The following is a 23647-nucleotide window of genomic DNA, read 5'->3' on the forward strand; positions in this document are numbered from 1 at the left end:
AATGCTCACAGTGTGGACAGGCTTGACAGCCCGGCGTGGACGGCGCTTCCCTTCGTCAGGAGGACCGGGCTGAGGGGCCCGTCCGTTCCGTGTTCCACGCTGCTGTTCTCCGTGCCGAGGGTGCGCCCCGTGTCCGACCGCCGCATCCACGGAGCTTCCGCATGCCCGCGCAGACCGCCCCTCCCGTCGCACCCCCCGAAGACAACGATGCCGTCCGGCGCGCGTCCGCCGCCCCGGACCACCGGTGAGCGCCCGGCCCGCGCTGGCCGTCATCGGCGCGGGGCCCCGCGGCACCGGCCTGGTCGAACGGCTCGCCGCCAACGCCCCCGCCCTGTACGGGGACCGGCCGCTGGACCTCCACCTCATCGACCCCCACCCGCCCGGGAGCGGCCGGATCTGGCGCCGCGACCAGTCCCCGCTGCTGTGGATGAACTCCATGGCCGAGGACGTCACGATGTTCACCGACGACACCGTCCGCCAGGAGGGCCCCGTCCGGGCGGGTCCCGCGCTCGACGCCTGGGCGGCGGACGTACGGGAGGGCCGGATCCGGTGCGCCGAGGCCGCCGCCGATGCCCGGCTGCGCGCCGAGATCGAGACGCTGCGGGGGCGGGACTTCCCGAGCCGGCGGCTCCAGGGCGCCTATCTGCGCTGGGTGTACGCGCACGCGGTGGCCGCCCTCCCGCCCTCGGTCACCGTCCATGAGCACCGTGCTCCGGCCCTGCGCGTCACCGGCCCGCGCGACGGCCGCCAGCTCGTCCACCTCGCGGGCCGCGCCGCACCGCTCGCCGCCGACCTGGTCGTCCTCACCCTCGGCCACCTGGACGCCGGGCCGGACGCCGAACAGCGCGCGCTCTCCGCCTTCGCGGACCGGCACGGGCTCGTCCACCTGCCGCCCGCCTTCACCGCCGACAGCGACCTGAGCGCGCTGCCCGCGGGCGAACCCGTCATCGTCCGGGGGCTCGGACTCGCCTTCATCGACCTCATGGTGCTGCTCACCGAAGGACGCGGCGGACGGTACGAGAGCGGGGCGTACGTGCCCTCCGGCCGGGAGCCCGTCCTGTACGCCGGATCGCGGCGCGGCGTCCCGTACCGCGCCAAGATCGGCTACGGATTACAGGGCGAACGGCCGCCGCTGCCGCGTTTCTTCGGCCCCGCGCGCGCCGCGGAGCTGCGGGACCGGCCCCGGCCGCCCGACTACCGCCGCGACATCCGGCCCCATGTCGACAAGGAGCTGGGGTACGCCCACTACCACCGGCTGTTCACCGCCCACCCCGAGCGCACCGCCGCCGACCGGGCCGCCTTCGAGGAGAAGTACGCCGCGGCCGACCCGGGCAGCGCCGAACTGCGGGACCTGATCGCCGACGCCGTCCCCGACCCCGCCGACCGGCTCGACCTCGACGCGCTCGACCGCCCGCTGGACGGGATCCGCCACGCCTCGTCCGGCGCCCTCCAGGAAGCCCTCCGCGCCCATATCACCGCCGACCTCGCACGCCGGAACGACCCCGGGCACAGCGAGGACCTCGCCGTGTTCCTCGGACTGCTCTCGGTCTACGGAACGCTCGTCCGGCTCGGCGACACCGGGGACGAGTGGCACGGCTTCTTCAGCTACCTCGCCTCCGGGCCGCCCGGCCCCCGGCTGCGGCAGCTGCTCGCGCTCTCCCGGGCCGGCGTCGTCCGCTTCCTCGGCGCCGGCACCACGGTCGAGGCCGACGAGGAACGGGGCGTCTTCCGCGCCGCGAGCGCCACCGTACCGGGCGAGTGGGTCGAGGCCCGCGCCCTGGTCGAGGCCCGCCTCCCCGCCCCTGCACCCGGGCGCACCCGCTCACCCCTGCTGCGCACGCTGTACGAGGACGGGGCCGCCGCCACCGCCTCCGGGCTGCTCGCGGTCGACCCGGGAGACGGCCGGATCGTCGACCGCGCCGGCCGCCCGCACCCGCGCCGCTTCGCGCTCGGCCCGCACACCGGGGCGCGCACGAGCGGGGCGTTCACCCGGCCGCGCACCGGCGGCCCGGCGTTCGGCCAGAACGACGCGACCGCGCGGGCCGCCCTCCTCCTGCTGCGCCGCCTCCACCCGGACCCGGGGGACTGAGCAGCGGCGGCCTCCTCCCGTACCCACCCTCACCGTGCCGCCCGAAGGCAGGCACCCACGCTCCGCCGAAAGGAATCGCCATGCCAGCCCTCCGGCCCCTCCACCTGGCCGCCGAGATCGGCGGCCCGCCCCGCTACGACGCCGCGCACCACACCGGGCTCGCCCGGCTCGCGGAGGGCGGCGCGCTCGACTTCGTCACCCTCGGCGACTCGTTCGCCCGGCCGGGGCCCGACGCGCTCGCCGTACTCGCCCGGGTGGCCCCCGCCACCCGCCGCGTCGGCCTGGTGCCGACGGTCACCACCACCCACACGGAGCCGTTCCACGTGTCGTCGGCCGTGGCCACCCTGGACTGGGTCAGCCGGGGCCGGGCGGGCTGGCAGGTCGGCGTGTCCATGACCGAGGCCGAGGCCCGGCTGTTCGGCCGCCGCCCGGCGGCGCCCGTACCGGACCTGTGGCACGAGGCGGGCGAGTGCGCCGACGTCTCGGCCCGGCTCTGGGACAGCTGGGAGGACGACGCCGAGATCCGTGACACCGTGACCGGCCGCTTCATCGACCGCGACAAGCTGCATCACATCGACTTCGAGGGCGCCGCGTTCAGCGTCCGGGGGCCGGCGATCGTGCCCCGGCCGCCGCAGGGCCACCCCGTCGTCGTGGTCGACGGCACGGCCGAGCCGGCCAGGGACGCCGCCGCGCGCCACGCCGACGTCGTCCTCGTACGGGCCACCACCCCCGAGCGGACCGCCGCGATCCGCGACGACGTGCGCCTCCGGGCCGCCGCCCACGGCCGGGACCCCGACGCGCTGCGGGTGTTCGCCGCGCTCACCGTCGACCTCGGTGACGCCGAGACGGCCTTCGAGCCGGGGCTGGCGAGCGGGCCGCCGCCGCCCGACCGGGGCACCTACTTCCGGGGCGGCCCGGTCGATCTGGCCGATCTGATCACCGAGTGGCACCGGGCCGACGCGGTCGACGGCTTCCACCTCACCCCGATCACCCCCGCGCGCGACCTCGAACGGATCGTCAACGGCACGGTCGCCCTGCTCCAGCACCGCAGCCTGTTCCGGACCTTCTACCCGGGCGGCACCCTGCGCGAGCACCTGGGTCTGGCCCGTCCCGCCAACCGGTACGCACGCGTGGGGGAGCGGGTATGACGGCCGCCGCCCCGAAACGGATGCACCTCGCCGCGCACTTCCCCGGCGTGAACAACACCACCGTCTGGTCCGACCCGCGCTCCCGCAGCCAGATCGAGTTCTCCTCGTTCGAACACCTCGCGCGCACGGCCGAGCGGGGCCTGTTCGACTTCTTCTTCCTCGCCGAGGGGCTGCGGCTGCGCGAGCACAAGGGGCGGATCCACGACCTGGACGTGGTCGGCAGACCCGAGTCCCTGACCGTGCTGTCCGCGCTGGCGGCCGTCACCGACCGGCTCGGCCTCGCCGCCACCGTCAACACCACGTTCAACGAGCCCTACGAACTGGCCCGCCGGCTCGCCACCCTCGACCATCTCAGCGCCGGCCGGGCCGCGTGGAACGCGGTCACCTCCTCCGACGCCTTCACCGGCGAGAACTTCCGGCGCGGCGGCTACCTGGACCGCTCCGAGCGGTACACCCGCGCCGCCGAGTTCGTCGCCACCGCCCGTGAGCTGTGGGACTCCTGGACCCCCGACGGCGCCCCGCGCCCGGTCTCGCACCGGGGCCGGCACTTCACCGTCGACGGCGAGTTCACCGTGCCGCGCTCCCCGCAGGGCCACCCCGTCGTCATCCAGGCCGGCGACTCGCCCGAGGGCCGGGACTTCGCCGCGTCAGCCGCCGACATCGTCTTCACCCGGCACGGCACCCTCGAAGCGGGGCGCGCCTTCTACGCGGACGTCAAGGGCCGGCTCGCGGCCCACGGCAGGGAGCCCGACGAGCTGAAGGTCATGCCCGGCGTCACCTTCGTGCTCGGCGACACCGACGCCGAGGCGCAGGAGCGCGCGGCCGCCATCCGCCTCCAGCAGGTCTCGCCGCAGAACGCGATCACCGCCCTGGAGCAGGTCTGGGGGCGCGACCTCTCCGGGTACGACCCGGACGGGCCGCTGCCCGCGAGCGACCCGGATCCCGGCGCCGAGCTTGCCCGGGGTCGGGTCCGGCAGGGCGACCCGCTCGCGGTGGCGGCCCGCTGGCGCGCGCTGTCCCGGGAGAAGGGGCTCTCCATCCGGCAGACGGTCGTCGAGGCGACCGGCCGCCAGTCGTTCATCGGCAGCCCGGCCACCGTCGCCGCGCAGCTGACGGAGTACGTGGCGGCCGGGGCCGCCGACGGCTTCATCCTCGTCCCGCACCTCACCCCCGGCGGCCTCGACGACTTCGTCGACCGGGTCGTCCCGCTCCTCCAGGAACGGGGGGTCTTCCGCCCGGCGTACACCGGTTCCACGCTGCGGTCGCACCTCGGTCTCGCCGAACCGGTATGGAAGGGTTGATCCATGAGCACGCACGCACAGCAGCAGGCAGCGCGGGACTGGGAGCGCTGGCACGAGGAGCGGACCACCACGGTCGCGGCGCCGTACGGGCCGCTCTCCCTCACCGGCACCCACTGGCTCGCCGATCACCCGGAGGGGCGAATTCCGGCCGTCCCGGGCCGGTGGCGGGAGGAGGACGGCGCGCTGGTCCTGGAGGCCGCGCCCGCGGACGGGCTGACCGTGGACGGGAAGCCCTTCACCGGCGAGGTCCGGCTCGGCGCCGACCGGGGGCCGGTCGACGCGTCCCGGGTCGCGCACGAGGGCCGCAGGCTGGTCGTGCTGAGCCGCGAGGGCCTGTGGGCGGTGCGGGTCTTCGACCCCGAATCGCCCGCGCGGCGCGCGTTCCGGGCGATCGACGCGACCCCGTACGACGCCCGCTGGGCGGTGCCGGGCACCTTCCGTCCGTACGCCGATTCCCGCACCGTCCGGGTCGAGAACGCCGACGGTGTCGAACGCGGACTCGGGCTCGCCGGGGAGATCGCCTTCGAGCTGGACGGAGCCGGGCACACGCTCCAGGTCGCCGTCGAGCCCGACGGGTCCCTCTGGGCGGTCTTCGCCGACGCCACCAGCGGGAACAGCAGCTACCGCTTCCGGTTCCTGCGGCCCGCCGCACCGGCGGCCGACGGCTCGGTGACCGTCGACCTCAACCGCGCGCTGCTGCCGCCGTGTGCCTTCGCCGACCACTTCATCTGCCCCTTCCCGCCGCCCGGCAACACCCTCCCGGTCGCCGTCGAGGCGGGCGAGCGCCACCGCGCCGACGGCTGAGGAAGAGCCTCCGTCCGGCCCCCGCGGGATTCCGCCTGCGGGGGCCTTCGCGCGCCGTGCGGGCCGGGCTCAGGCCAAAAGGCGCCCTTGCGCCGGAAGTTGACGCCTTGAATACTCCCGAGCAGCGCTTGTCAGGGGCACGGCATATCCGGAATGCGGACGGAAGCCGTGCGCCCGACTGCGCCTCACGGGTCCGACCACCCCACAGGCGGACCCCCGATTCCCCTCGGGAGGAATGACAGTGAGGATCAAGCGCACCACCCCCCTCAGCGGTACCGCGAGACGCAGCAGGGCCATCGCCATCGCTGCCGGTCTCGTGGCCGTCGCCGCCCTGGCCGTCCCCACCGCCCAGGCCAGTTCCACCGGAACGTACAGCGCCAACCAGCTCGCCGCCGCCAGTGACGCCGTCCTCGGCGCCGATGTCGCCGGCACCGCCTGGAACGTCGACCCGGCGACCGGCAAGCTCGTGGTCACCGTCGACAGCACGGTCTCCGCCGCCGAGGTCCAGCAGATCAAGGACTCCGCCGGCAGCAACGCGGGAGCCCTGCGCATCGAGCACACCCCCGGCAAGTTCAGCAAGCTGCTCAAGGGCGGTGACGCCATCTACGCACCCGGCTGGCGCTGCTCCCTCGGGTTCAACGTCCGCAGCGGCAGCACGTACTACTTCCTGACCGCCGGCCACTGCACCGATGGCAACCCGCCCTGGTACACGAACTCCTCGAACACCACCTACATAGGCCCGACGGTCGGCTCCAGCTTCCCGACCAACGACTACGGGCTGGTGCGCTACGACAACTCCGCGGTCTCGCACGAGGGCACCGTGGGCAGCGTCGACATCACCAGTGCGGCCAATGCCACGGTCGGCATGTCCGTGACCCGCCGGGGCTCCACGACCGGCATCCACAGCGGCACCGTCTCCGCGCTCAACGCCACGGTCAACTACGGCAACGGCGACGTCGTGTACGGCATGATCAAGACCAACGTGTGCGCCGAGCCCGGCGACTCGGGCGGTCCGCTCTACTCCGGCTCCAAGGCGATCGGCCTGACCTCGGGCGGCAGCGGCAACTGCAGCTCCGGCGGCACGACGTTCTTCCAGCCGGTCACCGAGGCGCTCAGCGCGTACGGCGTCAGCGTCTACTGACGGCCCGGCCCCGCGGACCCGTCGCGTACGGGCGGGCCCGCGGGTACGGACGGCGGTTCGGCATCGGCCGGCCCCCGGGCGGAAACACGCCCGGGGGCCGGCTTCGTCGTGCTGGGGGCGAGCGGTGAGCGGAGAGCCGGGACCGATAAGTGAACACCGCGCAACCGAACCGGTGTTGTCGTGTGTGCGTCCGGGGCTCGACCTTGTGTGCCCATGGGGGCGTGACCATAGTGGGCGCTTCATCCTCCGCGTACGGACGACCCCACATCATCCGTGCGCGGCCCCCACAGGAGGTCGAAGTTGAAGCATCGACGCATATCGAGGAAGCGCGCAGTGCTGGCCGGTTCGGCGGTCGTCGGCCTGGTCGCGGCGGGCGTGACCTTCCAGAGCGCGAACGCCAGTGACGACGTGCCGCAGTTCACCGCGCGGACGCTGAACGCCGCCGCGGCCGGGAAGCTCGCCACGGACCTGGGCAAGGACCTGGGCACCGACGCGGCCGGCTCGTACTATGACGCCGGCAGCAAGCACCTCGTGATGAACGTGGTCGACGAGACCGCCGCCGAGCGGGTGCGGCAGGCGGGCGGCACCGCCAGAATCGTGAAGAACACGCTCGCCGACCTGAAGTCCGCCCGGCAGACCCTGGCCGGCAAGGCGACGATCCCCGGCACCTCGTGGGCCGTGGACCCGGTCGGCAACAAGGTCGTCGTCACCGCCGACCGTACGGTCAAGGGTGCCGACCTGAAGAAGCTCGGCGCGGTGGTCGACTCGCTGGGCGGCAAGGCGGAGCTCAAGAAGTCGGCGGGGGAGTTCAAGCCGTTCATCGCCGGCGGCGACGCGATCTGGGGCGACGGCGGGCGCTGCTCGCTCGGCTTCAACGTGGTCAAGGACGGCGAGCCGTACTTCCTGACCGCCGGGCACTGCACCGAGGCGATCTCCAGCTGGTCGGACTCCCAGGGCGGCGCCGAGATCGGCACGAACGCCGGCTCGGAGTTCCCGGACAACGACTTCGGCCTGGTGAAGTACACCTCGTCCACCGCGCACCCGAGCGAGGTGGACCTCTACAACGGTTCCACCCAGCCCATCACCAAGGTGGGCGAGGCCACCGTCGGCATGACGGTGACCCGCAGCGGCTCCACCACCCAGGTCCACGACGGCGAGGTGACGGGCCTGGACGCCACCGTGAACTACGGCAACGGCGACATCGTCAACGGGCTCATCCAGACCACGGTCTGCGCCGAGCCCGGCGACAGCGGCGGTTCGCTCTTCGCCGGTGACACGGCGATCGGTCTGACCTCGGGCGGCAGCGGTGACTGCTCGGCGGGCGGCGAGACGTTCTTCCAGCCGGTGCCGGAGGCGCTGGCGGCGTTCGGCGCCGAGATCGGCTGACCGTCCCGCACGGTGAAACGTGGCCCCCGGCTCCGGCCGGGGGCCACGCACGTGTGAGGGGGAGCGCCGCGTCAGCCGGCCAGGGCGGCCCCGGCCGGTGCGACGCCGAAGATGTCCACCGCGTGGTAGTACGTCCAGGCCGTGGCGTTGCACGAGGTCAGCTTGGCCCCGGAGTACGCGGAGCACACGCGCTTGAGGTCCGCGTAGAGGGCGTTGTCGAGGCGGGCCTTGTTGGCGGAGAACGTCCCGGCCGCCTTGTAGTTGCGGTACCCGAAGTCGTGCCGGGCGCAGGCCGTCTGGAACGGGAAGCCGAAGGGGTTGTCGGGCGAGGTGCTGCAGTAGTCCGTCGACCAGTCGAAGCCGTACGCGGACCACGCGCCCTTGTTGTTGCGGGCGGAGTTCCACGCGTTGTAGCTGGCGGCGCTCGTCTGCGTCCAGGAACTGAGGACCTGGGGCTTGTCCGCGGGGGCCGCCGAGGCGGAGGCGGCGGGCAGCAGGACGAGCGGGAGCGACAGTCCGACAGCGGCGAGCAGGGTGGCGACGCGACGGCGCATGAGCGGCCTCCGTGGGGTGGCGGGGAGTTGTGGCGACTCGCGGGTACGCGAGGTCGCTCCAGGATGCCGTCATGCACCTGTCATGCCTAGAGGTGTGTGCCGGCCGCTCGGTGGCGCAGGGGAGGGGTGGGCCCCGGGTATCGTACGAATGTTCGAAACTTGGTTTATGGTGGAGAGCGAGGGGGGCAGCGCGTACGAATCGGTTCAGGAGGTGCAGGTGCCAGGGTTCACGCATCTGCATACCGCTTCCGGGTTCTCCCTGCGGTACGGGGCCTCGCACCCGGAGCGGCTGGCGGAGCGCGCCGCCGGGCAGGGCATGGACGCCCTCGCGCTGACCGACCGCGACACCCTCGCCGGCGCCGTCCGGTTCGCCCGCGCCTGCGGGCGGGAAGGGGTGCGCCCGCTGTTCGGGGCGGACCTCGCGGTGGGTCCGGCGGCGGGCGACGGGCCCGCCCGGCGTCCCCGTACCCCGGCCCGCGGGGGTGTCTTTGTCGATGAATCCGCACCCCGGGTCACCTTCCTCGCCCGTGACGGCGCGCAGGGCTGGGCCGAGCTGTGCCGCCTGGTCACCGCCGCCCACGCCGGCGTCCCCGAGGGCGGCCGGCCCCTGGTCGGCCGGCTCGCGCTGCCCGCCGAAGGGCTCACCGTGCTCCTCGGCCCCGCCTCCGACGTGGGCCGGGCCCTGTGCGCGGGCCGCCCCGACCTGGCCGCCGCCCTCCTCGCCCCCTGGCGCGAGCTGTACGGCGACGGCCTGCGGCTCGAAGCCGTCCACCACGGGCGCACCGGCACCGGGCCCGGTTCGCTGCGGCTCGCCGCCCGCACCGTCGGCTTCGCCGCCGAGCAGGGTGTACGGGCCGTGCTGACCAACGCCGTCCGGTACGCCGACGCGGGCCAGGGGCCGGTCGCCGACGTGCTCGACGCCGCCCGCAGGCTCGTCCCCGTCGACCCGCGCCGCGCCCCGCTGGACAGCGGTGAGCGCTGGCTCAAGGACGCCCGCGCGATGGCGGAGACCGCCGAGCGGATCACCGCCGCCGCCGGGCTCGGCGCCGGTGCCGGAGCACGGCTGCTCGCTGAGACCCGGCACACCGCCGACGCCTGCGAGGTCGACCCCGAGGGCGACATCGGGCTCGGCTCCGTCCGCTTTCCCGAGCCGCGTCTCGTCGGCGCCGGCCGGCGCACCGCCCAGCGGGTACTGGCCTCCCGCGCCGCCGCCGGCATGGTGCTGCGCGGCTACGACCGCAGGCCGGAGTACTGGGACCGGATGCACCGCGAGCTGGACATCATCGCCCACCACAACTTCGCCTCGTACTTCCTGACGGTCGCTCAGGTCGTCGACGACGTAAGGGAGATGAGGGTGCGGGTGGCCGCCCGGGGCTCCGGGGCCGGTTCGCTGGTCAACCACCTCCTGGGCATCGCCCACGCCGACCCGGTCGAGCACGGGCTGCTGATGGAGCGCTTCCTGTCCAAACGCCGCTTCGTGCTGCCCGACATCGACATCGACGTGGAGTCGGCCCGCCGCCTCGACGTCTACCGCGCGATCATCGACCGCTTCGGCGCCGAGCGGGTCGCCACCGTCGCCATGCCCGAGACCTACCGGGTGCGCCACGCCATCCGGGACGTCGGCGCCGCGCTCTCCATGAACCCGGCCGAGACCGACCGGCTCGCCAAGGCCTTCCCGCACATCCGGGCCCGCGACGCCCGCGCGGCCATGGAGGAACTGCCCGAACTGCGCGAGGTCGCCAGGACCAGAGAGACGTACGGGCGGCTGTGGGAGCTGGTGGAGGCGCTGGACGCCCTGCCGCGCGGCGTCGCCATGCACCCGTGCGGGGTCCTGCTCTCGGACGCCTCGCTGCTGCGCCGCACCCCCGTCATGCCCACCAGCGGCGAGGGCTTCCCGATGTCCCAGTTCGACAAGGAGGACGTGGAGGACCTCGGGCTGCTCAAGCTCGACGTGCTGGGCGTACGGATGCAGTCGGCGATGGCGCACGCGGTCGCCGAGGTGAAGCGGGCCTCCGGGCGCGAGGTGGACCTGGACGCCGTGGAGCCGGGCGATCCTCGCACGTACCAGCTGATCAGGACGGCCGAGACGCTGGGCTGCTTCCAGATCGAGTCGCCGGGCCAGCGCGACCTGGTCGGCAGGCTCCAGCCGGAGAACTTCCACGATCTGGTGGTCGACATCTCGCTGTTCCGGCCGGGCCCGGTCTCCGCCGACATGGTCCGCCCGTTCATCGAGGCCCGGCACGGCCGCGCCCCGGTCCGCTACCCGCACCCCGACCTGGAGGAGCCGCTGCGCGAGACGTACGGCGTGGTGGTCTTCCACGAGCAGATCATCCAGATCGTCGACATCATGACCGGCTGCGGCCGCGACGAGGCCGACCGGGTCAGGCGCGGGCTCTCCGACCCCGCGTCGCAGGCCCGGATCAGGGTCTGGTTCGCCCAGCACGCGGCGGCGCGGAAGTACGGCGCCGAGGTGATCGCCCGCGCCTGGGAGATCATCGAGGCGTTCGGCAGCTACGGCTTCTGCAAGGCGCACGCGGTGGCCTTCGCCGTACCCACGTATCAGTCGGCCTGGCTGAAGGCGCACCATCCGGCGGCCTTCTACGCCGGTCTGCTCACCCATGACCCCGGGATGTACCCGAAGCGGCTGCTGCTCGCCGACGCGCGGCGGCGCGGGGTCCCGGTGCTGCCGCTGGACGTCAACCGGTCGGCGACCGCCCATCGAATCGAACTGGTGTCTGATGAAGAGGGAGGGGCGGAGCGCTGGGGGCTGCGGCTCGCGCTCTCGGACGTCCACGGGATCAGCGAGGCCGAGGTCGCCCGCATCGAGGACGGGCAGCCCTACAGCTCGCTGCTGGACTTCTGGCAGCGGGCCCGCCCGGGAAAGCCGGCCGCCGAACGGCTGGCCCAGGTCGGCGCGTTGGACGCGTTCGGGGCCAACCGCCGCGACCTGCTGCTGCACCTGTCCGAACTGCACCGCGCCCAGCGGGGCGCGGGATCCGGCGCACAGCTCCCGCTCGGCGGCGGGCACCGCACCGCGTCCGTCGGCCTGCCCGACCTCAACGAGGCGGAACGGCTCAGCGCCGAGCTGGGCGTCCTGAGCATGGACGTCTCGCGCCATCTGATGAGCGATCACGACGCCTTCCTCAAGGAGCTGGGCGCGGTCTCGGCCAAGCGGCTGCGCGAGGCACGGCACGGGGAGACGGTGCTGGTCGCGGGCGCCAAGGCGGCGACCCAGACGCCGCCCGTCCGCTCCGGCCGCCGGGTCGTCTTCACCACCCTGGACGACGGTACGGGCCTGGTCGACCTGGCCTTCTTCGACGACAGCCACGCCGCCTGCGCGCACACCGTCTTCCACTCCTGGCTGCTGCTGGTGCGCGGGGTGGTGCAGCGGCGCGGGGCGCGCAGCCTGAGCGTGGTCGGCGCCGCCGCCTGGAACCTGGCGGAGCTGGCCGAACTGCGGCGCACCGGCGGACTCGACGCGGTCGCGGCCCGGCTGGCGCAGGTGCCGGAGCCGGAATCCGAGGCCGGGGACCCCGCGCCGGGCGAGGCCCCGGCCGGTGACGACGGCCGCCGCATCCGGATGCCCACCGGTTACGAGATGAACCCGTGGGCCGACCTCAAGCCGCCCGGCGAGGGGCTGCCCACCGGAAGGAAGCTGTGGCACCAGAGCCCGGGGAGCGCGGGATGAACGGGGTGCCGGACGGGCGGCCCGGGATCCTCTGCCTGCGGTTCCGGCGGGTCGGCGGCGGGCCCCCGGACCCCGCCGGGTACGCGGGCCTGCTCGCCCTGCTCGGTTCGTTCACCCCGGTCGTCGAAGCGGCCCCGCCCGACGGGGCGCTCGCCGATGTGCGCGGCGCGCTGCGCTACTTCGGGCGGGACGTGAAGGGGATCGCCTCGGTGATCCGGGTCCGCGCGCTGGCCCTGCACGGGGTGGACTGCGCGATCGGGGCCGCCCAGAACCCGATGCTGGCCCGGATGGCGCTGCGGCAGGCCGCGCCCGGGACCACCTTCGTGGTGCCCGCCGGCGGGGTGGCCGCCTTCCTCGCGGACCGGCCGGCCGCCGCGCTGGACGGCGTGGGGGCGGCGACGGCCCGCGCCCTGTGCGGGTACGGGCTCGACTCCGTCGGCCGGATCGCGGCCGCCCCGCTCGGCACCCTGCAACGGATCACCGGGGCGCGCACCGGGCGCGACCTGTGGGAGCGGGCGCACGGCATCGACCGCACCGCGGTCGTGCCGAACGCCGCCGCCCGCTCGGTCGCCGCCGAACGCACCTTCCCGCGCGACGAACTGGACCGGGAGCGGCAGCGTCGCGCGCTCATGTCACTCACCGAGGAGCTGGGAGCGCGGATGCGCGGCGAGGGCCAGGTGTGCCGCGCGCTCGCGGTCTCCGTGCGCTACGCCGACCGCACCGGCTATTCGACGCTGACCCGCAGCCGTACGCTCCGCGAACCCACCGCGCACTCCGCGGAGCTGACCGCCCTCGCGTACCGCATCCATGACTCGTTCGCCCTGCAGCGGGCCCGGGTGCGGGGGATCGGGCTGCGCGCCGAGGGGCTGGGCGAGGCCGAACGGGCCGCCCGGCAGCTGAGTTTCGACCCGGTGGACGAGCGGGCGCGGCGGATCGAGGCGGTTGCGGACCGGCTGCGGGAGCGGTTCGGTCCCCGGGCCGTGATGCCGGGGCGGCTGGCGGCCTGAGCGGTGCGCGCGAGCCCGCGTCGGGCCGTCCCGCGGGCCCGCGCACTTTTTACCGACGCGTAACTTCCCAGCGAACCCTACTCATGCGTAATTTGGCATGAGCACGCAGAAATGCAGCAGAAACTTGTGGTCCGGGCCGCAGGGTGCACAGACATCGCAACTCCCTTGAGCCGCAAGGAGACCCCACGATGCTGTCCTGGACCCGCGCGCCGCGCTCCCCACGCGCCCGCCGGACGCTCGCCGCCCTGCTTCTCGCCGTCGCCGCGGTCGCCACCCCCACGGCCACCGCGGCCGCGGCCGCCCCCACCGCCGCGACGGCCACCACCTCGCGCGGCTGGAACGACTACTCCTGCAAGCCCTCCGCCGCCCATCCCCGCCCCGTCGTCCTGGTCCACGGGACCTTCGGGAACTCCGTCGACAACTGGCTCGTCCTCGCCCCCTACCTGGTGAACCGGGGCTACTGCGTCTACTCGCTCGACTACGGCCAGCTGCCCGGCGTGCCGGTCTTCAACGGCCTCGGCCCGATCGACAAGTCGGCCGGACAGCTCGCCGCCTTCGTCGACAAGGTGCTCGCCTCCACCGGCGCGGCCAAGGCGGACATCGTCGGCCACTCCCAGGGCGGCATGATGCCGAACTACTACCTGAAGTTCCTCGGCGGCGCGGCCAAGGTGAACGCCATGATCGGGCTCGCCCCCGACAACCACGGCACCACGCTGCTCGGCCTGACCAAGCTCCTGCCGTACTTCCCCGGCGTCGGTGACCTGCTCAACGCCGGTACGCCCGGACTCGCCGACCAGGTGGCCGGGTCGCCCTTCATCAAGAAGCTCAACTCCGTGCCGGACACCGTGCCCGGGGTGCACTACACCGTCATCGCGACCCGGTACGACGAGGTCGTGACCCCGTACCGGACGCAGTTCCTGGACGGACCCGACGTGCGCAACGTCCTGCTCCAGGACCTGTGCCCGGTCGACCTGTCCGAGCACGTGGCGATCGGGACCATCGACCGGATCGCCTACCACGAGGTGGTCAACGCCCTGGACCCGGCGCACGCAAGCCCGACCGACTGCGCCTCCGTCATCGGCTAGACCCCGTGACGCCCTGCCCCGGCGAGGTCCCTCCTCGCCGGGGCAGCGGCATTGTCAGTGGCGGCTGGCACGATCGGATCATGACGACGACCGACTGGGACTCCGCCGCCGCCTCCTTCGACGAGGAGGCCGATCACGGGCTGCTCGACCCCGTGGTCCGCAGCGCCTGGGCGCGGCGGCTGGAGAGCTGGCTGCCCCCGGAGCCCTCCGATGTGCTCGACCTCGGCTGCGGTACGGGGAGCCTCGCCCTGCTCGCGGCCGGCCAGGGCCATCGGCTCACCGCCGTGGACAGCGCGCCGCGCATGGCGGAGCGGGCCCGCGCCAAGCTGGCCGGCACACAGGCGCGGGTGCTGGTGGGGGACGCGGCCCGGCCGCCCGTCGGCGACCGGAGATTCGACGTGATCCTCGCCCGGCACGTGGTGTGGCTGCTGCCGGACCCGGCGGCCGTCCTGCGCCACTGGGCCGGACTCCTGCGCCCCGGCGGCAGGCTGGTCCTGGTGGAAGGCGTGTGGGACGGCGACGGACTCTCCGCCGAGCACCTCACCTCGCTGCTCGCCCCGCTCACCGAGCGCGTCCACCACGAACGGCTCTCCGGCGACCGCGACCTGTGGGGCAAGGACGTCGACGACGAGCGCTACGCCCTGGTCGCCCGCGTGCACCGGCCGCGCCGGCACACCGAGGTCGTCGACGTGCACCTGATCCTCCGCCGCGGCGACGACGTCCTGCTCGCCCGCCGGGCCGGCACGGGCTACGCGGACGGACTGCTGCACGCCCCGTCCGGCCATGTGGAGGACGGCGAGGACGTGCGGCAGGCGCTGATCAGGGAGGCGGCCGAGGAGATCGGTCTCGACCTCGACCCGGAGGAGCTGCGCGTGGCCCTGGTCATGCAGCACCGGGGCCCCGGCGGCAACCCGCGGACCGGCTGGTTCTTCGAAGCGGCGTACGACCGGACGCGGCCCCCGTACAACCGCGAACCCGACAAGTGCTCCGAGCTGGCCTGGTATGCGCTGGACGCCCTCCCGGACGACATGGTCGCGTACTGCCGCGCGGGGCTCGACGGCTACCGGGCGGGGGAGCGCTTCCTGATCCACTGGCACGAGGACGGCGACCCGATCGGGTACGAACCGCAGGGCGAGCGCCGGGCGGTGGCGCTGCCGTCCGGCGGGACCCGCACCGGGCGGGTCCACCACATCGAGCTGTGGGTGCCCGACCTGGCGGCGGCCGTGCCGGGCTGGGACTGGCTCCTCGGTGAGCTGGGCCATGTCCCGTACCAGGAGTGGGCGCACGGGCGCAGCTGGCGGCGCGGGGACACCTATGTGGTGATCGAGCAGTCGCCCGATCTGGCCCCGGGTGCGCACGAGCGGCGCAGCCCCGGCCTCAACCACCTGGCGTTCCACGTGGAGCACCGGGCCGCCCTGGACGCCCTGGTGGACCGGGCCCCGGACCACGGCTGGCGGCTGCTCTTCGCGGACCGCCATCCGCACGCGGGCGGTGAGGACTGCGTGGCCGCCTACCTGGAGGACGCGGCGGGGTACGAGGTGGAGCTGGTGGTGCGCTGAGAGGGCGTCGGCCGGGCCGGGCTCCGGCAGCCCGGCCCGGCCCGCGCCCTCAGGCCAGCAGCGGGGCGAGGCCGTCCGCCGACTGGGCCAGCCGCTCCAGCCCGTCCAGCGCCGACACGGCGGCCTCCGCCGCCTCCGGGTCACGCCCGGCCAGGCCGCTCGCCGCGAACTCGTCCTCGTCCAGCCGCAGGATCTCCGCGCGGTCGGCCGACACCCACAGGTCGAGGTCCAGGTCCTCGACGACCAGTTCGCCGTCCCGCAGCACGGCCGGCCGGGTCACGTCGCAGTACCAGCCCTTGAGTTCGCCTGCGCCCGTGCGGACCTCCTTCACCGCGAACCAGGCGTCGCGCCAGTAGTGCTCGGTGAAGACGTCGCCCGGCTCGAAGCGGACGAAGCCGAAGTCGCGCACGCCCGGGGCGGCCCAGGGCGCCCGCACGGTCACCCGGGTGCCGTTGTCGGCGACCAGGGCCGCCGGATACCTGATCTTGGTCTTCCCGGCCTTGACCAGGACGACGGTCAGACCGGCGTCAGCCGAGCCTGCGGACATGGCGTACCTCCGTGGCACAGATCTCGTAGCCGAACCAGCGGTTGATGGCCAGCATCGGACCGTTGCCGGCGTCGTTCCCGGTATAGGCGTCGGTGTACCCGGCGGCGCGCGCCCGGTGCAGCGAGTCGTTCTTCGCGAGCTTGGCGAGGCCGCGGTTCCGGTGGGCCCGCCGGGTGCCCGTCATCCCCGACCAGTAGCGGTCCACCCCGTCGGTCCGCGCGGCGCTGAAGGCCGCCACCTCGCCGTCGGCCACCACGACCGAGGTGAGGCGGCGGTCCAGACCGGGGTCGCCCCAGGTCTCGGTGAGCCATTCCTCGTAGTCGTCGAGCCGGGCGGGCGTGTCGCTGGGCTCGTCCGCCGTGGTCTCGGCGTCCGCCTCGAAGAGCGGGCGCGGGTCGTCGGCGAAGTCGGCGGCCGTCCGCAGCTCGACACCGGCCGGCGGCTCCTGACGGGGCGGCAGCGAGCCGTTCGCCAGGTCCAGATGGAGGAAGTGGGCCGGCCGGCTCGGCTCGTAGCCGTGCTTCGTGGCGAAGGCCCGGTTGCCCGGGGTGTCCAGCACCCAGGTGTGCACCGAGGCCGCGCCCGCCAGGGCCAGATACTCCTCGGCGGTCCGCAGCAGCAGCGTGCCCGCGCCCCGGCCGGTGCGCTCCGGGTGGGTGTACGGATTGCAGAACGCCTGCCCCGGCTCGGGGCTCTCGTGCGCCAGACCCACCTGCGCCGTCCCGATGACCTCGCCGTTCTCCTCGGCGACCAGCATCCGGTACCGCCGTCCGGCCGGAGCACCGGTCAGCTCGAAGACCGCCTGCTCCGGCGTGATGATCATGTAGGGCAGAGCGGCGCGCCGCACCCGGACCCACGCCTCGGCGTCGGCGGGGCGGAAGTCGCGCACGATGACAGTCATGCGCCGGACCGTACCGACGCCCCCGCCCCGCTCGCCTCCCATTTTCCGCCGGTGGGGGACAATCGCCCCGTGACCCCCAACATCACCGTGGACCCGGATTCCGGCATCGCTCCGTACGAGCAGGTGCGCGCGCAGATCTCCGAACAGGCCCGCTCCGGCGTGCTGCCGGTCGGTCACCGGCTCCCGACGGTACGCGGCTTCGCCGAGGAGCTGGGCCTCGCCGCCAACACGGTCGCCAAGGCGTACCGGGCGCTGGAGGCGGACGGCGTCATCGAGACCCGCGGCCGCAACGGCACGTTCGTCGCCGCCGCGGGCGACACCGCCGACCGCCATGCCGCCGCGGCGGCCCGGGAGTACGCGGAACAGGCCCGCCGCCTCGGCCTCTCCCGGGCCCGCTCCCTGGAACTGGCCCAGGACGCGGTGCGGGCGGTCTTCGGGGACTGAGGTGACGGCCCGGCAGGGAACCGGCCCGGTGTGTCCGCCCGGGTCCCGGACCGTATCTCCCGGCTCATGAGCCCCGGGCCGACCGGCTGACCGGCCGTCATGGCGCCGTCGCCGTAAGCTCATCCGTTCGACTTGGCATGAACACTTCCGGAAAGCCCGTCCGCGCTGCTACTTATGAGTAGGCAGAGATCCTGCCGGTCGGTCCAAGGGAGATTCCGTGAAATTGTCCAGACTTGTGGCATTCTCGTCCTCGCTCCTGCTCGGCGCGGTCATCGCCCTGACAGGGGCGGCCACCGCGAACGCCGCACCGTCCGTCGACTACGTCGCCCTCGGTGACTCGTACTCCTCGGGTGTCGGCTCCGGGAGCTACATCGGCTCCAGCGGTGACTGCAAGCGCAGCACCCTCGCCTATCCCTCCCTCTGGGCCGCCGCCCACTCGCCGGCCTCCTTCTCCTTCACGGCCTGTTCCGGGGCGCGCACCGGCGACGTGCTCGCCAATCAGCTCGGACCGCTGAACTCCTCGACCGACCTCGTCTCGATCTCCATCGGCGGCAACGACGCCGGATTCTCCGACGTCATGACGACCTGTGTGCTCCAGTCGGAGTCCACCTGCCTCAACCGCATCGCGACCGCCCGCAGCTACGTGGACACCACGCTGCCCGGCAAGCTGAACTCGGTGTACGACGCGATCGAGGCCAAGGCGCCCTCCGCCCATGTCGTCGTCCTCGGCTACCCGCGCTTCTACAAGATCGGCGGCAGCTGTGTCGTCGGGCTCAGCGACAAGGTGCGCAGCGCCATCAACGGCGCCGCCGACTACCTCAACGCCGCCACCGCCAAGCGCGCGGCCGGCCACGGCTTCAGCTTCGGCGATGTCACCAGCGCGTTCACCGGGCACGAGATCTGCTCGGGAAGCGCCTGGCTGCACAGCCTCAACTGGCTGAACATCGGCGAGTCGTACCACCCCTTCGCCGCCGGGCAGTCCGGTGGCTACCTGCCGGTCCTGAACGCGCTCGACTAGGGCGGTGGCGCGCCCCGGGAGGGGCGCGCCCGTCAAGTCGCCCCGGAATCACGTGGATTCACCGACGGTTCGTCAACCTCTGTATATGTGTGCGCAATCCCGCGCCCGGGATACACGAGTGTCGGTGGCAGGCGATAGGGTTAACCTGCCCGGGGCCGAGTGCCCTCGTACGGGTGGGGAGTGACATGGAACAGATAACGGTGCGCAGCAGGGCGCGCGTGCCTGCCATTACATGCGGGAGCAGCGCGACGAGTTCGCGCCTCGACCGTCATCTCGCGGTGCTGGGCGGCCCCGTCGTCCCGCAGCGCGAGTCCGCTGAGGCGACGTTGCTGATGCGCGAGCTGACCTCGCGCGACGCCGGACACACCCGGCGCAGCAGAAGTGCACGGGTCTCGCTCTTCGCGCCGCTGCGGCGGCTGCGACGATCGCTCTTCGGCAGCCGCCGCTGACCCGACGGCGCCCTGGTCCACGCATCGCGCTGCTGCCCGCTCTTCCGTCATCCCCGGAGCCGGCAGTGGCGCGTCGCCGTGTCCGCGCCCGGTTACGCACCGTGTCCGACGGGGCCCGCCCGGGTGCCGAGGTAATTCGGTGCCGAACTACTTCTACACTGTGCGCATGCCCGAGAAGCGAGCCGCGCGTCTGCACCCCGACGAGCGGAGGGCGCAATTGGTGGCGATTGGCGTGGACATGCTCGCCGATTGCTCCCTGGACGAGCTGTCCACCGACGCCGTGGCCCGCCGCGCGGGCATATCGAGGGGCCTGCTCTTCCACTACTTCGACTCCAAGCGCGACTTCTACCGGTCCGTGGTGCGCCAGGAGTGCGACGACTTCGCCGCCGCCACGGAACCGGACGCCTCGCTGGACCCCGTCGCCTGGATGCGCGCGTTCATCGCCGGTTTCGTCGCGTACGTGACCGGGCGCCGCAAGGTCTACCGCGCCCTCGTCCGGGGCGCCGCGGGCAGCCACCCCGCCGTCGAGGACATCGTCGAGGCCACTCGCGCCACCCTCGCCCGCCGGGTGGAGGAGGGGCAGCGGCGGCTCGGGATGCCGCAGACGCGCCGGCTGACCCTCGCCACCCGGGCCTGGCTCGCCTTCGCCGAGGAGGCCGTCACCGGCTGGCCGCTGGAGGACCCGGACGCCCTCGACGAGCTGGGCGCGTTCCTGGAATCCGGCTTCGTCCGCCTGCTGGGAGCGCTGGACCGGCCCGTCACGCTCTGCGACTAGGGACTGTCCCGCGAAGATCCGGCGGACAGGCCCCTTCCCGGGGCCGCGTCTCACAGCAGCGCGAACTGCCCCTCCGGGCCCTCCTCCTGGTGGTCCAGCACCGACGCGGGCCGCCGCGCCGCCTCCGCCACCGGCAGCACCCCCGTCGCGCGCAGCTCCTCGACGCCGGTGTCCGGTCCCGCCGCGAGCGCGTCGGCCAGCTCCTCCTGCCGGGGCCGCAGTTCGGCGAGCAGGGCGAGCAGCGTGATCAGCTCCAGCAGCTCCGAGGTCCACTCCTGGAGCCAGGCACGCGGTCGCACCGCCTCCAGGCCCGCCGGCCCGGGAGCCGCCGTCCGGCGTTCGAACCACAGCTCCAGCACCCGCACCCCGCTCACCCGGAACTCCCAAGCACCGGCGGGCACCGGGGAGACGCGGCCGGTGCCGAGACCCAGCACCCGCTCCTCGGCGTCGTACGACAGCGGCGCCGGGTCCGGCGGGACGGCGGCCCGCACATAGGGGCGCTGCCCGCCCGGCAGCCGGGGACGCTCCGTCCCGCGCGCCCCGCGCAGTTGGAGCCGCAGCAGCTCACGGCCCAGCTCGACCCCGTCCGCCCAGCGCGCGGCGTCCGCCGGGAGCGGCACCACGCAGCCGGCCGGTGAGGAACGGGCCGCCGCCAGGATCCAGGCGAGCACCGACTCCGCGTTGACCGTCTCCCCGTACCGCGCCCGCAGGGCCGGGAGCAGGCCCGGGGCGAGGTTGGGTTCGAGGCCGCCGGGGCGGCGGTACAGCGGGCGGACGCGGCCGGGGCGCCCGGCGGGGGAGTGGCCGTCGGGCAGCAGCGCCGTCACCGACACGGCGGGGCCCGGATCGTTCGGCACCCGGCCGTGCTCGACGAGGAAGAGCTGCCGGTCGTCGGCGACCCGCCACAGCTCGGGCCGGGCCACGTCGATCAGGCGGTGGTCGGGGAGCAGCCACTGTTCGTCGAACGGGCCGTGCAGGACCCGCACCGGCTCCGGGCACGGGCCTGTCTCCCGGGCGAAGCGGCCGGTACCACCGGACCGTCCGGGCAGCGCGGCCACGGCGCTGAGCTGCGTACGGGCACGGGTCGGGGCGAACAGCCGCTCGCGCTCCTCGCCGGACGCCCGTACGAGCCGGTCCCAGCGGGTGCGGAGGGACGTCGCGTCGGCGGCGGTCACCCAGGGGCGTCCGGTGCGCAGCGGGCGTACGGACCAGGGCATGAGGTCGTCCAGAAGGGGGCCGCGCGGGCCCTCGCCGGACCCGGCCGCTGCCGGTGCTGCCACCGTGTCGCCCTCCCCGCCTGCCACGCCCGCCGCCTTCCCCGGCATCGTAACGGCGGCGACGGGGACGGCGGCAGGGCGCCCGGCCGGCCGCGGGCGCCCCCGCGCGATCGGTGCGCGTCCACCGTCGGTGCGCGTCCACCGTCGGCGCGGGTCCACTGCCAGCGCCGGTCCACCTTTCGTGCGCGTCCGCCGTCAGTGCGCGTCCACCGTCACCGAGAACGAGAACCGGTCGCCCCGGTAGCGGATCTGCGCCACGTCGACCACCCGGCCGTCCTCGTCGTACGTCACGCCCGTGTAGTACAGGATCGGGCTCAGCAGCGGGACGCCCAGCAGTTCGGCGGTGGCCGGGTCGGCGAGGCGGGCCTCGACGGTGTCGGTGATCCGGGAGATCGGGACGCCGACCCGGTCGCGCAGCACCTTGGTCATCGGCCACCGGTCGAGGTCCGCCGGGTCGAGGTGCGCCGCGACCTCCGGGTGCACCCAGTTCTGCGCCCAGTTGGTCGGCTCGCCGGTCGTCCCCTCGCACCGCAGCCGGCGGTAGCCGACGACCTCGGCGCAGCCCGGGAAGTGCTCGGCCACCTCGCCCGGCACCGGCACCGGGCCGTGGTCGAGCAGGGTGCTGCGCTCGCCCGACTGCTGGGCGACGATCGCGTCGATCGAGCCGAGCAGCCGGACCGGCGAGCCCCGGCGGGCGCGCGGCTCGATGAACGTGCCGCGCCGCCGGTGCCGGCTGATCAGGCCCTCCGTCTCCAGCTCCTTGAGGGCCTGGCGCATGGTGAGGACGCTGACCCCGTAGTGCGCCGCGAGCTGCTCCTCGGTGGGCAGCCGGAGTGTGGAGTCGGGGGAGCGGCCGAGTATCGACGCCCGCAGCGACTGCGAGACCTGGTACCACAGCGGCAGCTTGCGGTTCAGGACCAGCGAGTCGGGCGCGAAGGCGCCGCCCCCGGGCGCGGGGCTGTTCGGAGCGGGCTGCGGCACCTGGTTCTCCTGCATGCGTCGTGGCCGGCCCTAGGGCCTGGCGGGGCCTGTCACGGCCTGAAGTTGCGGCTCAGACCCTGCCACACGTCGTCGTAGCCGTGCTGCAGATGGTCCGCCGTCGCCGCCTGCGCGGTCGTGATGACCGGCCAGCGCGTCTCGAACATGAAGGCCAGGCCGTCGTCGATCCTCTGCGGCTTCAGCTCGGCCGCGCTGGCCCGGTCGAAGGTCTCCCGGTCCGGGCCGTGCGCGGACATCATGGTGTGCAGCGAGCCGCCGCCGGGCACGAAGCCGCCCTTTCCGGCCGTCTTCGCGTCGTACGCGCCCTCGATCAGGCCCATGTACTCGCTCATCACGTTGCGGTGGAAGTACGGCGGGCGGAAGGTGTCCTCACCGACCAGCCAGCGCGGCGCGAACACCACGAAGTCGACCCCGGCCAGGCCCGGTGTGTCCGACGGTGAGGTCAGCACCGTGAAGATCGACGGGTCCGGGTGGTCGTAGCTGATCGAGCCGATGACGTTGAAACGGTGCAGGTCGTAGACGTACGGGGTGTGGTTGCCGTGCCAGGCGACGACATCGAGCGGGGAGTGGTCGTAGGTCGCGGCCCAGAGGTTGCCGCAGTACTTGTTGATCACCTCGACCGGCCGCTCCACGTCCTCGTACGCGGCGACCGGGGCCAGGAAGTCCCGTGCGTTGGCCAGGCCGTTGGCGCCGATCGGGCCGAGGTCCGGGAGGACGAAGGGGCGGCCGTAGTTCTCGCAGACGTACCCGCGCGCGGTCCCGTCCAGCAGCTCGACGCGGAAGCGGACGCCGCGCGGGATCAGGGCGACATGGCCGGGCTCGGCGCGCAGCAGGCCCAGTTCGGTGCGCAGGAGGAGCCCGCCGTGCTGGGGGACGATCAGCAGCTCGCCGTCGCTGTCGCTGAACACCCGGTCCGTCATGGACGTGTCGGCGTGGTACAGGTGCACGGCCATGCCGCTGCGCTGCGCCGCGTCGCCGTTGCCGCCCAGGGTCCAGAGGCCGGAGACGAAGTCCGTGCCGGGCAGGGGGTCCGGGAGCGGGTCCCAGCGCAGCCGGTTCGGGTCGGGCACGGTCTCGGTGAACGGGGCGGTGCGCAGCGCGGCGTTGCCGATGCGGACGAACGGGGGGTGGGCCGCCGAGGGGCGGATGCGGTAGAGCCAGCTGCGGTGGTTGTGGGCGCGCGGCTCGGTGAACGCCGAACCGCTCAGCTGCTCCGCGTACAGCCCCAGCGGGGCGCGCTGCGGGGAGTTGCGGCCGTGCGGGAGCGCTCCCGGCACTGCCTCCGAGCTGTGCTCGTTGCCGAACCCGGAGGAGTACTCAAGCCCCTCCGCCGTCTTCCTCGCCTGCTCTTTGCCGCCCATGTGCGCTCCCGTCCGAAGGAATCCTATGCACAACCGTAGGAATGGAAGCGGGGCGAGTCAACGGCATTCGTCGTGCAGAAGGGGTTCAAAAAGCTGAACAATGCTCTACTCTCC

General features: G+C 73.8%; 20 protein-coding genes. 14 read left to right on the forward strand and 6 right to left on the reverse strand.

Annotated features, from left to right (window positions below; translation table 11 throughout):
* Positions 1-244 precede the first annotated feature (244 nt).
* The 6 genes from EAO73_RS21815 to EAO73_RS21840 all read left to right on the forward strand — a co-directional run bounded on the left by EAO73_RS21815 (position 245) and on the right by EAO73_RS21840 (position 7869).
* Entirely contained in the window at positions 245-2089 is a 1845-nt protein-coding gene (locus EAO73_RS21815) for an FAD/NAD(P)-binding protein (protein WP_147973166.1), read from the forward strand.
* Between the two features lie 80 nt (positions 2090-2169).
* Positions 2170-3237: an LLM class flavin-dependent oxidoreductase gene (locus tag EAO73_RS21820; RefSeq protein ID WP_147973167.1), complete on the forward strand. Its 1068-nt coding sequence runs from the start codon at positions 2170-2172 to the stop codon at positions 3235-3237.
* Positions 3234-4538, forward strand: a complete 1305-nt coding sequence (locus EAO73_RS21825; RefSeq protein ID WP_147973168.1) for an NtaA/DmoA family FMN-dependent monooxygenase — start codon at positions 3234-3236, stop codon at positions 4536-4538. Before EAO73_RS21820 ends, EAO73_RS21825 begins: the two co-directional genes overlap by 4 nt.
* A gap of 3 nt (positions 4539-4541) precedes the next feature.
* A complete protein-coding gene (locus EAO73_RS21830) occupies positions 4542-5342 on the forward strand; it encodes a DUF1684 domain-containing protein (RefSeq protein ID WP_147973169.1) in 801 nt (266 codons plus the stop codon).
* Between the two features lie 241 nt (positions 5343-5583).
* Complete coding sequence (locus EAO73_RS21835) at positions 5584-6483, forward strand: S1 family peptidase (protein ID WP_147973170.1); 900 nt, start codon at positions 5584-5586, stop codon at positions 6481-6483.
* Positions 6484-6783: 300 nt separating this feature from the next.
* The gene (locus EAO73_RS21840; protein WP_147973171.1) at positions 6784-7869 is read left to right on the forward strand and encodes a S1 family peptidase; all 1086 of its coding nucleotides are present in this window, start codon (positions 6784-6786) and stop codon (positions 7867-7869) included.
* A gap of 71 nt (positions 7870-7940) precedes the next feature.
* Here the strand turns inward: EAO73_RS21840 and EAO73_RS21845 are convergent, their stop codons facing one another.
* Complete coding sequence (locus EAO73_RS21845; RefSeq protein ID WP_147973172.1) at positions 7941-8423, reverse strand: phospholipase; 483 nt, start codon at positions 8421-8423, stop codon at positions 7941-7943.
* A gap of 166 nt (positions 8424-8589) precedes the next feature.
* Here EAO73_RS21845 and EAO73_RS21850 point away from each other — a divergent pair, with 166 nt between their 5' ends.
* The 4 genes from EAO73_RS21850 (at position 8590) to EAO73_RS21865 (ending at position 15762) form a co-directional block, all read left to right on the forward strand.
* Positions 8590-12111, forward strand: a complete 3522-nt coding sequence (locus tag EAO73_RS21850) for a DNA polymerase III subunit alpha (protein ID WP_191134162.1) — start codon at positions 8590-8592, stop codon at positions 12109-12111.
* Positions 12108-13118, forward strand: a complete 1011-nt coding sequence (locus EAO73_RS21855; protein WP_147973174.1) for a hypothetical protein — start codon at positions 12108-12110, stop codon at positions 13116-13118. Before EAO73_RS21850 ends, EAO73_RS21855 begins: the two co-directional genes overlap by 4 nt.
* A gap of 188 nt (positions 13119-13306) precedes the next feature.
* Entirely contained in the window at positions 13307-14203 is an 897-nt protein-coding gene (locus EAO73_RS21860; protein ID WP_147973175.1) for an esterase/lipase family protein, read from the forward strand.
* 80 nt (positions 14204-14283) lie between these two features.
* Positions 14284-15762: a trifunctional class I SAM-dependent methyltransferase/NUDIX hydrolase/VOC family protein gene (locus tag EAO73_RS21865; RefSeq protein ID WP_147973176.1), complete on the forward strand. Its 1479-nt coding sequence runs from the start codon at positions 14284-14286 to the stop codon at positions 15760-15762.
* Positions 15763-15811: 49 nt separating this feature from the next.
* Here the strand turns inward: EAO73_RS21865 and EAO73_RS21870 are convergent, their stop codons facing one another.
* Together EAO73_RS21870 and EAO73_RS21875 are read right to left on the reverse strand one after the other, a co-directional pair.
* Positions 15812-16309: a DUF402 domain-containing protein gene (locus EAO73_RS21870; RefSeq protein ID WP_147973177.1), complete on the reverse strand. Its 498-nt coding sequence runs from the start codon at positions 16307-16309 to the stop codon at positions 15812-15814.
* On the reverse strand, positions 16290-17210 hold the full coding sequence (locus EAO73_RS21875) for a GNAT family N-acetyltransferase (protein ID WP_147973178.1): 921 nt from the start codon (positions 17208-17210) through the stop codon (positions 16290-16292). Before EAO73_RS21875 ends, EAO73_RS21870 begins: the two co-directional genes overlap by 20 nt.
* Positions 17211-17279: 69 nt before the next feature.
* Here EAO73_RS21875 and EAO73_RS21880 point away from each other — a divergent pair, with 69 nt between their 5' ends.
* From EAO73_RS21880 to EAO73_RS21895, 4 genes are all read left to right on the forward strand, one after another.
* Positions 17280-17654 carry a GntR family transcriptional regulator gene (locus EAO73_RS21880; RefSeq protein ID WP_147973179.1) on the forward strand — a complete coding sequence of 125 codons (375 nt, stop codon included), beginning with the start codon at positions 17280-17282 and terminating at the stop codon, positions 17652-17654.
* 217 nt (positions 17655-17871) lie between these two features.
* Entirely contained in the window at positions 17872-18672 is an 801-nt protein-coding gene (locus EAO73_RS21885; RefSeq protein ID WP_191134163.1) for an SGNH/GDSL hydrolase family protein, read from the forward strand.
* A gap of 185 nt (positions 18673-18857) precedes the next feature.
* On the forward strand, positions 18858-19121 hold the full coding sequence (locus tag EAO73_RS21890) for a hypothetical protein (protein ID WP_147973180.1): 264 nt from the start codon (positions 18858-18860) through the stop codon (positions 19119-19121).
* Positions 19122-19287: 166 nt separating this feature from the next.
* Complete coding sequence (locus EAO73_RS21895; RefSeq protein ID WP_224756386.1) at positions 19288-19896, forward strand: TetR/AcrR family transcriptional regulator; 609 nt, start codon at positions 19288-19290, stop codon at positions 19894-19896.
* Between the two features lie 50 nt (positions 19897-19946).
* On the opposite strand, the gene EAO73_RS21900 is transcribed toward EAO73_RS21895, so the two are convergent.
* The 3 genes from EAO73_RS21900 to hmgA all read right to left on the reverse strand — a co-directional run bounded on the left by EAO73_RS21900 (position 19947) and on the right by hmgA (position 23533).
* Entirely contained in the window at positions 19947-21221 is a 1275-nt protein-coding gene (locus EAO73_RS21900) for a type ISP restriction/modification enzyme (RefSeq protein WP_412074909.1), read from the reverse strand.
* Positions 21222-21368: 147 nt separating this feature from the next.
* Entirely contained in the window at positions 21369-22169 is an 801-nt protein-coding gene (locus tag EAO73_RS21905) for a GntR family transcriptional regulator (protein WP_147973181.1), read from the reverse strand.
* Positions 22170-22204: 35 nt separating this feature from the next.
* Positions 22205-23533, reverse strand: a complete 1329-nt coding sequence (gene hmgA / locus EAO73_RS21910) for a homogentisate 1,2-dioxygenase (protein WP_147973182.1) — start codon at positions 23531-23533, stop codon at positions 22205-22207.
* Between the last annotated feature and the right edge of the window lie 114 nt (positions 23534-23647).

Origin of the sequence: Streptomyces sp. col6 (assembly GCF_008042035.1) — a bacterium.
In the GTDB taxonomy this organism is placed as follows: domain Bacteria; phylum Actinomycetota; class Actinomycetes; order Streptomycetales; family Streptomycetaceae; genus Streptomyces.